Source organism: Streptosporangium saharense, from assembly GCF_014203715.1.
GTDB lineage: Bacteria > Actinomycetota > Actinomycetes > Streptosporangiales > Streptosporangiaceae > Streptosporangium > Streptosporangium saharense.
In genome coordinates, this window is record NZ_JACHJP010000004.1 from 572,057 (window position 1) to 584,648 (window position 12,592).

Genomic DNA, 12,592 nt, shown 5'->3' on the forward strand with positions numbered 1-12,592 from the left:
GGAGTCGTCTGGGCGCTAGCTATTGATGATCTACACGTAATATCGTTGTTCTCCCAGGTCAGAACCGCCATCCGTGGCGACAACACGCGTTGGGATTCAGTAACACCGGGGCCACAGATGTTTCCAGATCGTCCATGGGGCGCCGCGGGCAGCAAAGGCCCGCGCGGCGCCATGGACGGGGCAGCACGGGGCTCCACTCACGGATGTGTACCGTGATCTTCCAGACGTCGGAGCGGCAGGCTATCGTGGATGGCACACGTGCGGATCGCCGCGATCTATCAGATTTTCTTAAAGATCCTGTGCAGAACTCCTCGATGGACGCGTGCTCTCGACCGCCAACAGACTCCCTTCCTGAGATCCAAGCAGCGGACCCGCCCGTTCGGGGCCGCCTCACAGGAAGCGCGATCTATGGCGAATCGATCCCGGAGAGTGGCGCCCGTAGGGCTCGCGCTCGTTCTGACCCTCGTGATGGCGGGCTGTAACGCGAACTCGCAGTCTCCCGAGCCGGCGAAGGAGAAAGCCAAGGCCGCGGCGGCGCTGGAGTCCGTGCCCCAGGGCCAGACGCTGCACTATCTCTCACGGCGTGCGAACGAATCCTTTGAAACCGCCAACGCGCAGATGGTGCCGACCAGCCGGTTGCGGTGGGTTCACCGCGGGCTGACGTCGTGGCAGACGTTCCCGGACAAGGACACGATCCTGGTGCCGGACCTCGCCACCGACACCGGTACGACGGCTGACGGTGGCAAGACGTGGACCTTCACGCTGAAGGAGGGCTTGAAGTTCTCCGACGGCAGCCCGATCACCGCGCAGGACGTGAAGTACGGCATCGAGCGGTCGTTCGCGCCGATGTTCCAGGGCGGCCTTGGCTACCACAAGACGCTGCTGGTCGGCGGCACCGACTACGACGGCCCGTACGACGGCAAGAAGCTCGACTCCATAGAGGTCGTCGACGACCACAAGATCGTCTTTCATCTGAAGCGTCCGTTCGGCAACTGGCCGTGGATCGTCAGCATGCCGGCCTTCGCGCCGGTGCCGGCCGCGGCCGACACCAAGCCGGAGACGTACGGCGAGCACCCGGTCGCCAGCGGGCCGTACCAGGTGACGAGTTTCCGCAAGGGTTCGCAGGCGGTGCTGGAGCGCAACCCGAACTGGAAGGCCGACACCGACCAGGCACGGTTCGCAGGGCCGGACAAGATCGTCCTCGACATGGGCCTGAACAACGACACGATCGTGCAGCGCCTCATCGACGACAAGGGCGAGGACAAGGCCGCGATCAGCAACGCGCTCATCTCGCCGTCGCAGTTCCAGCGGATCGAGTCTGACCCGTCGATCTCCAACCGCATGGCCAACAGCCCGTCGGGCTACTTCCGCTACCTCGCCATGAACGTCAAGCGCCCAGGCCTGTCCGATGTCCGGGTACGGCGGGCGATCAACTACGCGGTCAACAAGGCCGAACTGCAGAGCGTGTACGGCGGCCCGAAGTTCGGCGGCCAGATCACCTCGACCATCATGACGCCCGGCATCCCCGGCCACACCGAGTACGACCTGTACGACGGCGGTGACACCGGCAACGTCGACAAGGCGAAGGAACTGCTCGCCGAGGCCGGAGTCTCAGAGCTGAAGCTCACGCTGACCTACCCGACCGACGTGAGCGCGATCGAGGAGAAGGAAGCCCAGAGCATCAAGAACTCGCTGGCGCGGATCGGCGTCAAGGTCGAACTCAAGGGTCTCGACGGCGACACCTGGTCCGAGCTCGTCTCGTCCGACGACGGCGACTACGACATGACGACGAACGGCTGGGGAGCTGACTTCCCGAGCGGCATGAGCACCATCCAGCCGCTGTTCGCGTCGAGTGAGATCGGCAACGGCGGCGGCAACGCCTCGAAGTACTCCAACCCCAAGGTGGACGCCGCGATCGACGCCGCCATCGCGGAGCCGGACCTCGGCAAGGCCGCCACGATGTGGGCCGCGATCGACAAGCAGATCATGGAGGACGCGCCGGTCGTGCCGATCCTCGTGCAGCGCACGCAGGCCCTGGCCGGTTCGAAGATCATGAACTACTTCATCCCCGCCTACCCACCGTTCGCGAACGAGTTGGTCGTCGGTGTCGGTCGCTGAGATCCAGCGGGCGGAGAGCCGGGGCACGTCGGCTCTCCGCCGTTTCCTCAGGAAGCGGTCCGGCGTCGCCGGCCTGGTCATGCTGGTCGTGCCGCTGCTCGCGGGGCTCTGCGCCCCGCTGCTGGTGTGGATCGAGGGGCAGGACCCGAGCACCCTGCACACCGAGCTGCTCGACCCGGACGGTGGCCGCCCGCTGGGCGTCCTCGGTGGCGTCAGCGCCGACCACTGGTTCGGTGTCGTCCCGGTGACGGGCGTCGACCTGTTCGCCCAGATCGTCTACGGCATCCGTTCGTCGCTGTTCATCGCGTTCGGGGCGAGCATCCTGTCGATCGTCGTCGCCGCCGTCCTCGGTACGGCCGTGGGGTACTTCGGCGGCTGGTTCGCCGCCGTCGTCGGGCGGTTGATCGACTTCATGTTCGGCTTCCCCGGCCTGATGTTCGTCATCGCGATCATGGCGATCGTGCCGCCGGAGATGCCGCGGGGCCTGGTCCTCGTGCTGGTGCTGGCCTTCTTCGGCTGGACCGTTCCTGCCCGGATCATCGGCGCCCAGGCCGGTGCCGTCAACGCCCGCGCCTTCGTCGAGGCGGCGCGTGCGACCGGGGCCCCGCCCTGGCAGATCATCCGCCGCGAGATGCTGCCGCACCTCTTCGGCCTGGTCGTCGTCCTGTTCGCGATGTCGCTGCCCGGCAACGTCAGCGTCGTCGCGGGACTGTCGTTCCTCGGCGTCGGCCTCCGTGGCGATGTCCCTGACCTGGGCAAACTGCTCTCGGACTCGCTGCCGTGGATCTACAGCGGCGCGGACGTCTGGTACATGCTCTTCCCGGGCGCCGTGGTGTTCCTGATCGTGTTCGGCGCCACGCTCGCCGGTGACGCGCTGCGCGACGTCCTCGATGTGCGCACGGAGGATGCTTCATGATCGTCTACGTAGCCCGCCGTATGGTCACCGCGGTGTTCATGCTCCTCTCGATCGCCTTCGTGACGATCTGTCTCTTCTTCGGGGCCTCGAAGGACCCGGCCCGCGCCATGTGCGGCAAGCCGTGCCCGCCCGAGACCCGGGCCAAGGTCAGCGCCTACATGCAGACCGACCAGAGTGCGGTGTGGCAGTACGTCGAGTTCGTGAAGGGCCTCTTCGTCGGCCGTACGTACGGCACGGGCGCCCAGCAGGTGCACTGCCCCGCGCCCTGTTTCGGCTACTCGTTCCCGAACCGCAGCGACGTCACGACACTCATCGCCGAGCGGTTGCCCGTCACGCTGTCGCTCGCGCTTGGCGCGGCCATCCTGTGCCTTGTCGTGGGCATCGGCCTCGGCGCGTTGTCGGCGATCCGCAAGGGCGGGATCGTCGACCGGTTCTCGACCGGCTTCGCGATGTTCGGCCTTTCTGTGCCGACCTTCCTCGTTGGCCTGCTCGTCCTCCAGGTCTTCGGCTTCATGCTCAACGCGCTGCCGTACTCCGGCTTCGTGTCGTTCTCCGAGTCACCGGCGGACTGGGCCTGGCACCTGATCGGCCCGTGGATGGTGCTGTCGTTCATCCTCGCCGCCGGCTACGTCCGGGTCACCCGCACCCAGCTCCTCAACGAACTCTCGGCCGACCATCTCGTCGCGATGACCGCGCGCGGCGCGTCGAACCGGCAGGTGAACCGGCACGCCGTCCGCGGTGTGATGGTGCCGGTCGCGGCGATGTTCGCGCTCGACGTCACCGCGCTCCTGGGCGGGTCGGTGATCGCGGAGAAGGTGTTCAGCCTGCACGGGCTCGGCGACCTGCTGCTGTCCGGCGTGAACGAGTCCGACCTGAGCATCGTCGTCGGGGTGACGCTCTTCTCCGCCTTCCTCATCATCGTCGGCAACCTGGTCGCCGATCTGCTGATGCCGCTTCTCGACCCGAGGATCCGCCGTGCCTGACCCCGTGCTCCAGGTCGAGGACCTGTGCGTCTCGTTCACCGGCGGTGGCGTCACCGCCGACATCGTCCGGGACCTCTCCGTGACGCTGTACGGCGGCCGCACGCTCGCCGTGGTCGGCGAGTCGGGGTCGGGAAAGACGATCACCGGCCGGGCGATCATGCGGCTGCTGCCGCGCGGGGCGAGCGCCAGGGGCCGGATCGTCGTCGCCGGAAGGGAGATGCTCTCCGCCGACGAGCGTGAGCTGCGCCGGGCCCGGGGCTCAGACGTGGCCATGGTGTTCCAGGACTCGATGTCCGCGCTGAGTCCGTACCTCGACATCGGCGCGCACATCGCCCAGGCGATCCGCCTGCACAACCCGTCCGTCACCCGCCGCGCCGCGCGGGCCCGCGCGGTCGAGATGCTCGACCGGGTCGGCATCCCCGAACCCGCGGACGCCGTACGCCGCTTCCCGCACGAGTTCTCCGGCGGCATGCGGCAACGCGCGGTGATCGCGATGGCCCTGGTGAACAGACCGGCGCTCCTCATCGCCGACGAGCCGACCACCGCGCTCGACGTGACGGTGCAGGCGCAGATCCTCGCGCTGCTCCGCGAACTCCAGCGGGAGTACGGCATGGCGATGCTCCTGATCAGCCACGACTTCGGGGTGGTGGGGAGCGCGGCGGACGAGGTCCTCGTGATGTACGCCGGTCGCCAGGCCGAGTACGGCAGCCTCCGCGACATCTTCGACCAGCCCGCCCACCCGTACACGGCCGGTCTCCGCGCGGCCACGCCCCGGCTGGACGTCCGACGCGAGATCGGAGGGGAGCGGACCCGGCTCCGCGCCATCCCCGGCGCGCCCACGTCGCTGCGTGACGCGGGACCGGGTTGCGCCTTCGCGCCGCGCTGCGGCCTCGCCGACCAGGTCGGCGAACGCTGTGTCGTCGAGGCGCCGCTGCCCACCGTCCGCCCGACCAGCGAGGTCGGCGGCCTGCACCTCGCGGCCTGCCACCTCGATCGTCTCCCCGCACCGCAGGAGGTCGCCTCGTGAGCGAGCCGATCCTGGAGATGACCGACGTCAGCAAGCGTTACCGTACGGCCGGCTTCGGCCGTGGGCGCGGGGGTTTCCTCGCCGTGGACGGTGTTTCGCTCCATGTCGGGCGCGGTGAGGCGCTCGGCCTGGTCGGCGAGTCCGGCTCGGGCAAGTCCACGCTGGCGCGGATGGCCAACGGCCTGGTGGTGCCGACGTCCGGCACCGTCCGGACGGACGGGCGGGATGTCGCCCGCCTCGGTCGGCGAGGACTGCGGCGGCTGCGGCGCAACGTCGCCATGGTGTTCCAGGACCCGTTGGCGTCGCTGAACCCGCGGCAGACCGTACGGCAGACGCTGGAGAACGTCTTCCGCGCGCACGGCGAGACGACGTCAACCGCGGAGCTGGTCGCGCTGCTGGAGTCGGTCGGCCTCGGCGCCCACTACCTGGAGCGTTACCCGCACGAGGCGTCCGGCGGGCAGCTCCAGCGCGTCGCCGTGGCACGCGCGCTGGCCCTCAAACCGGACCTGATCATCGCGGACGAGCCGACCTCGGCGCTCGACGTTTCGGTACGTGCCCAGATCCTCAACCTGCTGGCCGACCTGCAGCGTGACCAGGGGATCTCGTTCCTCCACGTCAGCCACGACCTGGCGGTGATCCGGCTCTACAGCGACCGCGTCGCCGTCATGCAGCGCGGCCGTGTCGTCGAGACCGGCCCGTCCGAGGAGATCTTCCGCTCCCCACAGCATCCCTGCACGCGCGCGCTGGTCGAGGCGACGCCGGAGGCGGAGCTGCCCGCCCGCCCTGCGGGAGCGTTGCGCGGCGCCGACCGGGCGTGCCACGATCGCGACCATGACTCACCGAACGATCACCCCGTCGTGAGCCGGCCGGAGGCCGGCGCCACAGAGTACTGAATGAGGACACGTGGGAACCGACCTGTTCGTCCGAGAGTATGGGCGGGCCGCAGCAGATGCGCCCGCCATCCTCATCCTGCACGGCGCCGTGGAGTCCGGCGCTTGTTACGGTGACGCCGTCGACCGCTGGGGCGGCGACTACCACATCGTGGCGCCGGACGCCCGGGGCCACGGGAAGTCGCCTGGCCGCCTGCCCGAGCACGAGGGCGTTCCGTCCACCGACGTGATGGTGCAGGACGCGATCGACATCCTCAAGGACATGCTCGACGAGACCGGGCGCAGGACGCTCATCGTCGGACACTCCATGGGCGCGCGGATCGCCGCCTTCGTCGCCGCCGACGCCCCGTACCTCGTGGCCGGGGTCGTGCTTGAGGACCCGCCGTGGTGGGTTCCCGAGGCCGGTCCCAACCCGTGGCTCAGCGTCGAGCAGACCACCAAGGACCCCTTCGACTACGCCGACACGGCGTCGGTCGAGGAACTCGTGGACATGCAGCGCGAGCTCAATCCGCACTGGGCGGAGCAGGAGCTGCGCCCGCTCGCCGAGGCGATGAAGGCCGTCGACATCGACTACATGGAGCAGCGGGTCCACGAGAAGCGCCGGATCTGGACGCCGACCGCGCGGCAGATCACGGTCGGCCCGGCCGGGGTGCCGGCGCTGCTCGTCACCGGCACCGGCGACGTCATCGTCGACAAGCACTCCCGTGACCGCCTCACGGCCGTCGCGCCCGGCTTCGACGTCGTCGTGATCGAGGGCGCCCACCACTGTGTGCGCCGCGACAAGCCGGACGAGTATCACCGGCACGTCGACGCCTTCCTCCGCGAGAACGCCCCGCCGGTCGGAGCCGTCACTCGACGCTGAAGGTGTCGGACCGCGCGAGCGGGCCGTAGATCTCCGAGTCCGGCGAGGCGACGGCGGCTCGCATCGCGTCCAGTCCCGCGCGCACGACGGGGTGACCCTGGTTGTCGCGCCGGGTCGTCATGATCACCTTGCGCAGCGGCGCGACGCCGCGCGTCGGCAGGATCGCCACCCAGTCGGCGTCCCGGGCGGAGAGCGCGGACTCCGGCGCCAGACAGATCCCCGCCTCGGCGGCGACCAGTGCCAGCGCGGCACGGTAGTCGTCCGAGACGTGCGTGATCGGCGGATGGAAGCCGAGCTCGGCGCACGCCTGCAGCACCATCGTGCGGCACGGGTTACCGGGAGAGGGCATGATCCAGCCCTCCTCGGCGAGCTGGGTGAGCCCGACGCCCTCCTCGCCCGCCAGCGGATGCGTGTGAGGGAGGACGGCCCTGAACCGCTCGATGTAGAGCGGGAACTTCACGATGTCGGGGGAGTCACGTTCGGGGCTGGACTCGTACTCCATGGTGACGGTCACGTCGATGTCGCCGCGCATCAGCATCCGGTGGCTCATGTGCGCCTCCGCGTCGACGACCGTGACGTCCACGCCTGGCGCCTGACGGCGCAGCTCGACGATGGCGGGTGCCACCAGCCAGCTGATCGCCGTGGGGAAGGCGCCGATCCGGAGCTGTCCGAGGACACCGGCCGCGTGCGCGGCCAGGTCGGCCTCGGCGATCTTCAGGCGGGAGCTGATCTCCTCGGCGTGCTCGGCGAGGATGCGCCCGGCCGGGGTGAGCGTCAGCTTGCGCCCCGCGCGTACGACGAGCACGTGGCCGACCTCGCGTTCGAGCGCCGCGAGCTGCTGTGAGACCGCGGACGGCGTCAGGTGCAGCGCCGCCGCGGTCGCGGTGACCGAGTCGGACAGCACGAAGGCGCGGAGAACGAGGAGGCGTCGAGGGTCGATCGTGGGCACGCGGGCTCCCTCGCGAGTCGGCCGGGCGTCCGTCGCGGTAAGGGCATCCGCGAGGCGGGACCGGGAAACCTTGATGCTAGCGGGAGCTTCCGGGGTGGAACGTCACAGTATGGGTGTTTTGTCGCCCGCAGTTGTCGCCGGTCACCGAGGCCTGCGGCCCTTCTTCCTACGATCAGCCGGTACGGCCCGGCGACCGGAGCTTTTCTGCGCGGGTTTCGGTGTCCGCCGCTGGGCTGGTTTCTCCGCGGGAGCGGCGGGAGTACGGCCCCGCGAGCTGTTCACCGTACGACCGCGAACGACACCGATGAAGTCCTCCACCAGGTCGGTGGTCGCGTCCGTGGGCCAGCTCAGCGCGACCTGCGACTGTGGCGCGTCAGAAACCGGCCGGTGGGTGAGATCCCTGCGGTGGTGGAGGCGTGCCAGCGACAGCGGAACCAGGAGAATCCCCGTGCCGGACGCCACCATCTCGACCGCGTCCGCCGTCGTGGCCGGACGGGTGAACGCGGGCAGGCCGGGCCGTACGGGCCACTCGATGGTGTCGTCCAGCGGGTGGAACACCTCGTCGTCGGCGAGATCGGCGATGGAGACCTCGTCGGCGGCGGTCGCCACGTGGTCCTTGGGCACCACGGCCACCGTGGTCTCCACGTAGAGAGGGATCACGCTGAGCCCGTCCCGGTCGATCGGCAGCCGGACGAGTCCGGCGTCGGCACCGCCGTTCCGCAGAAGATCCACCACCTCGGCGGCGGGAACCGCGACCAGGGTGATCGGCACGTCGGGCATTCTCTCGGTCCAGACGTTGACCCATTTCGCGGGTGTCACTCCGGGCACATACGCCAGTCGGAACGTCCTGCCGGTCTCTCCATCAGCCACTTCCTCAGGGTACCGATGTCAAAGGAACCCGTTCCGGCTGACTACTCTTGACGCCATGACCTCGCCCAAACCCAAGTCCGTCCAGACGATGAAGGCCACGACCGCGGCCAAGAAGCTGGGTGTCCCCTTCTCGGCCACGCCCGCCGAGTTCCAGGCGAGCGTCGTCACCAGGGACGAGCTGAACCAGTTGCAGTCGAATCCGCCCGCCTGGCTCGCTGACCTGCGCCGGAACGGCCCGCACACCAAGCAGGTCGTCGCCGCGAAGCTCAAGGTCTCCGTCGCCGGTCTGACAAGGAACGGAATCACCGAACCGCTCACCACCGCCGAGATCGACGCGCTGAAGGCGGAGAAGCCGGAGTGGCTGGAGCGCGAGCAGGCCAACCAGGTCGAGGTCCGCAAAGAGGCCCTCCGCCTCAAGCAACGCGACAACTGAGATTCCGCGGCGCCTCACCGAGAAAGCTTCCGCGGAGACCGTACGGCAGCGCGGCGACGCCCTCATGTCCCACCGAACCGGCCTGTCCCGGTACGAGGCTCACATGGTCACGCCGGAGGAACGGCCGTGATCGCGTCGGCCAGTTTGGGGAGCGAGGAGACGACGACCGCGCTGCTGGTGAAGGCGAGTTGCTTGCGTGTGGAGTGCCTGCTGACCACGCCGATCGCGTGGGTTCCGGCCTCTTCCGCCGCGAACATGCCCTCGGGGGACTGGCTGACCAGCGCGCAGTCGGACGGTTCCACGCCCAGTGCTTCCACCGCCTGCCGGATCAGCCTCTGCGCGGAGAGCCGCCGCTGCCCACGTCCGATGACCGGTCCCACCAGGTGCCGCAGGTCGTGTGCCTCAAGGTGGGACTCCATGGCCGTGGGGCAGGTGTATCCCATCACGGCGACGGGTCTGCCGCTGGCCTGGCAGGCCCGCAGCACCTCGTGAATCCCCGGTTCGGGCGTGGCCGTCCTGGCCGCGGCCCGCTCCGCGTCACGGACGATCTTCTCGGCTTCGGCGCCGGAGGCCGGGCCGACACTACGGGCGTATGCCATCATCCCCAGCGGATCGGCCGTAATGGCGACCATAAGTGTCATCCGGTGCCCACGCTTGAAGAGCCGGGCCCGGATTCTTTTGGCGATCGCGGCGGTGTCCACATCGGCGAAGAGATCGCAGACCGTGCCGTCGAAGGGGAGCAACACCGCACGGGTGTGCTCCAGGACACGGGCGACATGGGGCCGTACCCTCGTGCTCGTCAAGCGGACTCTCCTGATCTTGGCGTCGCGGCCGGTCGTATGTGCGACCGTACGACCTCGGAAGCGCCCAGGCGAGCGGGTTTTCCGCCGTCCCGAAAGACCTAAGCCGCGTAGACAGGGGTCAAGTCGACGAATATGCGGTAGTTCGTGATCAGGTCGTCGGCACCGGTGTGCCAGATCGACACGGCCACGGCGGTGGCCTCCCTGCCGTCGGGGCGTTGGTAGGTCACCTCGGTCTCGGCGATGATGTCGGCGTCCACCTGCCAGTTTCTGATGATCCGGTGCCGCAGGCCGCCGATGGTCGAGAAGAACGCCCGCAGCCCGGCGACGATGGCTTCACGACCCACCAGCGGCTCGGCGTTGCCGAACACCAGCGTGGCGTCCTCCGCCAGAAGCCGGGCGAACTCGTCGGGGTCGAACGAGTCGACCGCCCGGAAGACACGTCGCACCACGTCGTCGGTCATGCCATCCCTTTCCCACACAACCGGGATCACTGAGGGGGACGGTACGGGGCGAAGGCCAGCGCACAACTGTCCCCGGCGTGGGAATCATGTCGCCGAATGGATCACCCAGAAAGCCGGAGAGCTCACCGGGACGGTGCCTCGCCCGGTTTCACCGACGCCACCGGGAGCGGGATCAGGTTGAAGCCCTGGAACACGAACCCATGCGCCTGGCCCGGTGAGCCGTCCGTTTCCTGTCCGGCAGCGCGTGGATGTAGAGGCCGTCGGTGATCAGATGGTGTCGATCCCGGACAGACAGTTCATCAGCGTCGATTTCCCGGTCCCAGGCGGGCCGACGACGGTGACGAACTCCCCGGCCTCGATCCCGAGCACGGGCACCGTCATGTCGCCGGAGCGGACAGGTCTTGACGATCTCGTGTGCGCGGATCATGGATATCACTCTTCGGACCACGTCCGCCGATCGTGTCCACCGAGGACCGCCGGTTCCTGCCTCTCCGTGATCCCAGATCTCGCCGGGGTACGGCGGGGCGCCCTCGACAGCCGGGTGGGCCACCAACGGTTCCCGGTGAGGACCAGGGCGTAGGCGCCGACGGCGAAGGCCATCCCCACCAGCCCGTCGACGATGTAGTGGTGGTTCAGATAGGCCGACGCCAGGACGACCACCAGCCAGCCCGTGGTCGCGACGATCCGCAGCGAGCGGAACCGCCAGGCGAACAGGACGGCCAGGAAGATCTGCCCGACGTGCAGCGAAGGACAGGCACCGAAGACGTTCGCGCTGTTCGTGTACGAGTTGGCGAACCAGGAGATCCCGAGCAGCTCGTCGAAGCGCGTGGCGCCCGCGGCCTCGGCCGGTGCGGTGAGAACGGCGGGGCCAAGGCCGTAGCGGTCGACGTACCAGGGCGGCGCCGTCGGGTAGGTCAGGTGGACGAGGTAGCCCCCGAGATGCAGCAGGAGCGTCGCCCACGTCACGAGCTGGGACCTGTCCCGCCGCAGCCCGAACCGCCACCACGCCGCCATAACCATAAACAGCGTGAAATACCCGATGTAAGCCAGGCCGCAGATGAGGTCGAGCACCGCCGAGGTGTGCGTCTGGAACCACGCCGCAGGCGTCACCCTGCCGGTCGCGGTGGGGATGCCGAACCACGCCAGCTCCCAGGTGTGCAACTCGGCCACGTGGACGGGGACGGAGGTGACCCTGGCCACCAGGAAACGCTGAAGGTCGTAGACGCCGAGCAGGACGAACAGCGGCAGGAAGAACATCGTCACCGGCCGCCAACGGTCCAGCATGAGGACCGCCAGCAGACACACCCCGGCGAAGAGCACGTGAACGAGCGTGAGCCTTCCGGAAGCGGCGTGGGCACCGAGGAAGACGGCCACGACGACCGAGGCGACAGCCACCCGCGTCAGGGGCCGGACCCCGGCGCGACGCTCACTGCCCAGTTCCACGACGGCTCTCCCCGGAAGCCCGAGCCTCGGAAGCCCGAGCCTCGGAAGCCCGAGCCTCGGAAGCCCGAGCCTCCGAAACGCGGGCCCCCGAAACCCGAGTCTCAGGAACCTGGACCTCGGAAACCTGCGCCTCGGAAACCCGGATCCCAGGAACCTGTGCCCCGGCAGCCCGGACCTCAGAGGCCCGAGCCCCAGAAACGCGGGCCTCAGGAACCCGCGCCCCGGAAAACCGATCCTCGGAAAGCCGACCCTCGGAAGCCCGCGTCCCAGACCCCCCAGTGGCCCGGCGCCGGGAGATGACGTAGGTTCCCGCGAAGGCCGCAGCCACGTCGCCGGTGGCCGGGTCGAGGAGCCAGTCGGGCGCGTGCCGTTCCGGGATGGAGACCGGCAGCTCGACCCGCACGTAGGTGCCGAACACCCTGTCCCAGATCGGCGACGTCACGCCCAGGTTGGTCCTGGGGCCGTGGAAGTGGTGGTGGACGTGGTGGATCCTGAGCCACCGGCCGTACCGGCTCCTGGGCGGACGCCGGTGGATGAGGCGGTGCACCAGCTCGTAGTAGAGGTACATGAGGGTCAGGCCCGCGACGAGCCCCGCCGCGTCGGGGCGGCCGAGGACCGGCGTGACGAGGGCCCACAGGACGAGGGCGACCGGCGTGACGATCAGGAACTTGAGCGTCCACCCGGCGATGTACTGGGGCGTCGCGTGGTGTTTGGCGTGTTCGACCGCGAAGCGGTTCCTCGCGCCGCGACGGTGACCGAGCCTGCCGTGGATGAACCACTCAAGGAGCGTCCACAGCGCGACTCCCAAAGCGAACCAGCCGAGGAACATGGTGCACC

General features: G+C 68.9%; 14 protein-coding genes. 7 read left to right on the plus strand and 7 right to left on the minus strand.

Annotated features, from left to right (window positions below):
- The first annotated feature begins 249 nt into the window (after positions 1-249).
- From FHS44_RS22465 to FHS44_RS22490, 6 genes are read left to right on the plus strand one after another with little or no spacing between them, the layout of a single operon-like run.
- The gene (locus FHS44_RS22465) at positions 250-2,118 is read left to right on the plus strand and encodes an ABC transporter substrate-binding protein (RefSeq protein ID WP_184717688.1); all 1,869 of its coding nucleotides are present in this window, start codon (positions 250-252) and stop codon (positions 2,116-2,118) included.
- On the plus strand, positions 2,105-3,034 hold the full coding sequence (locus FHS44_RS22470; protein ID WP_184717690.1) for an ABC transporter permease: 930 nt from the start codon (positions 2,105-2,107) through the stop codon (positions 3,032-3,034). Before FHS44_RS22465 ends, FHS44_RS22470 begins: the two co-directional genes overlap by 14 nt.
- Positions 3,031-4,017, plus strand: coding sequence for an ABC transporter permease (locus FHS44_RS22475; RefSeq protein ID WP_184717692.1), 987 nt, complete (start codon positions 3,031-3,033; stop codon positions 4,015-4,017). Before FHS44_RS22470 ends, FHS44_RS22475 begins: the two co-directional genes overlap by 4 nt.
- Positions 4,010-5,044 (plus strand): ABC transporter ATP-binding protein, encoded by a 1,035-nt coding sequence (locus tag FHS44_RS22480; protein WP_184717694.1) that lies wholly within the window; start codon positions 4,010-4,012, stop codon positions 5,042-5,044. Before FHS44_RS22475 ends, FHS44_RS22480 begins: the two co-directional genes overlap by 8 nt.
- Positions 5,041-5,937 carry an ABC transporter ATP-binding protein gene (locus FHS44_RS22485; RefSeq protein ID WP_312863769.1) on the plus strand — a complete coding sequence of 299 codons (897 nt, stop codon included), beginning with the start codon at positions 5,041-5,043 and terminating at the stop codon, positions 5,935-5,937. The genes FHS44_RS22480 and FHS44_RS22485 overlap by 4 nt, the downstream gene beginning before the upstream one ends.
- Positions 5,938-5,947: 10 nt before the next feature.
- Positions 5,948-6,796 carry an alpha/beta fold hydrolase gene (locus tag FHS44_RS22490; protein ID WP_184717696.1) on the plus strand — a complete coding sequence of 283 codons (849 nt, stop codon included), beginning with the start codon at positions 5,948-5,950 and terminating at the stop codon, positions 6,794-6,796.
- Here FHS44_RS22490 and FHS44_RS22495 read toward each other — a convergent pair.
- Together FHS44_RS22495 and FHS44_RS22500 are read right to left on the minus strand one after the other, a co-directional pair.
- Positions 6,783-7,745, minus strand: a complete 963-nt coding sequence (locus FHS44_RS22495) for a LysR family transcriptional regulator (RefSeq protein WP_184717698.1) — start codon at positions 7,743-7,745, stop codon at positions 6,783-6,785. The two genes, FHS44_RS22490 and FHS44_RS22495, sit on opposite strands and share 14 nt — an antisense overlap.
- Before the next feature lie 141 nt (positions 7,746-7,886).
- Positions 7,887-8,615 (minus strand): LysR family substrate-binding domain-containing protein, encoded by a 729-nt coding sequence (locus FHS44_RS22500; protein WP_184717700.1) that lies wholly within the window; start codon positions 8,613-8,615, stop codon positions 7,887-7,889.
- Positions 8,616-8,670: 55 nt separating this feature from the next.
- Between FHS44_RS22500 and FHS44_RS22505 the strand changes: the two genes are divergently transcribed.
- Positions 8,671-9,048, plus strand: a complete 378-nt coding sequence (locus tag FHS44_RS22505) for a DUF5997 family protein (RefSeq protein WP_184717702.1) — start codon at positions 8,671-8,673, stop codon at positions 9,046-9,048.
- Between the two features lie 107 nt (positions 9,049-9,155).
- Here FHS44_RS22505 and FHS44_RS22510 read toward each other — a convergent pair whose 3' ends face one another.
- The 5 genes from FHS44_RS22510 to FHS44_RS22530 form a co-directional block, all read right to left on the minus strand.
- The gene (locus FHS44_RS22510; RefSeq protein WP_184717704.1) at positions 9,156-9,851 is read right to left on the minus strand and encodes an HAD family hydrolase; all 696 of its coding nucleotides are present in this window, start codon (positions 9,849-9,851) and stop codon (positions 9,156-9,158) included.
- A gap of 98 nt (positions 9,852-9,949) precedes the next feature.
- Positions 9,950-10,312, minus strand: a complete 363-nt coding sequence (locus FHS44_RS22515) for a nuclear transport factor 2 family protein (RefSeq protein ID WP_184717706.1) — start codon at positions 10,310-10,312, stop codon at positions 9,950-9,952.
- 267 nt (positions 10,313-10,579) lie between these two features.
- Positions 10,580-10,693 carry an ATP-binding cassette domain-containing protein gene (locus tag FHS44_RS41080; RefSeq protein WP_184717708.1) on the minus strand — a complete coding sequence of 38 codons (114 nt, stop codon included), beginning with the start codon at positions 10,691-10,693 and terminating at the stop codon, positions 10,580-10,582.
- 51 nt (positions 10,694-10,744) lie between these two features.
- Positions 10,745-11,755 (minus strand): phosphatase PAP2 family protein, encoded by a 1,011-nt coding sequence (locus FHS44_RS22525; RefSeq protein WP_221461125.1) that lies wholly within the window; start codon positions 11,753-11,755, stop codon positions 10,745-10,747.
- Positions 11,739-12,584: a sterol desaturase family protein gene (locus FHS44_RS22530; RefSeq protein WP_184717710.1), complete on the minus strand. Its 846-nt coding sequence runs from the start codon at positions 12,582-12,584 to the stop codon at positions 11,739-11,741. Before FHS44_RS22530 ends, FHS44_RS22525 begins: the two co-directional genes overlap by 17 nt.
- Positions 12,585-12,592 lie beyond the last annotated feature (8 nt).

Bases quoted from the DNA above. Each gene is read 5' to 3' on its own strand.
- FHS44_RS22465 (WP_184717688.1), top strand. From the start codon at position 250: ATGGCACACGTGCGGATCGCCGCGATCTATCAGATTTTCTTAAAGATC.
- FHS44_RS41080 (WP_184717708.1), bottom strand. From the start codon at position 10,693: ATGACGGTGCCCGTGCTCGGGATCGAGGCCGGGGAGTTCGTCACCGTC.
- FHS44_RS22515 (WP_184717706.1), bottom strand. From the start codon at position 10,312: ATGACCGACGACGTGGTGCGACGTGTCTTCCGGGCGGTCGACTCGTTC.
- FHS44_RS22475 (WP_184717692.1), top strand. From the start codon at position 3,031: ATGATCGTCTACGTAGCCCGCCGTATGGTCACCGCGGTGTTCATGCTC.
- FHS44_RS22530 (WP_184717710.1), bottom strand. From the start codon at position 12,584: ATGTTCCTCGGCTGGTTCGCTTTGGGAGTCGCGCTGTGGACGCTCCTT.
- FHS44_RS22505 (WP_184717702.1), top strand. From the start codon at position 8,671: ATGACCTCGCCCAAACCCAAGTCCGTCCAGACGATGAAGGCCACGACC.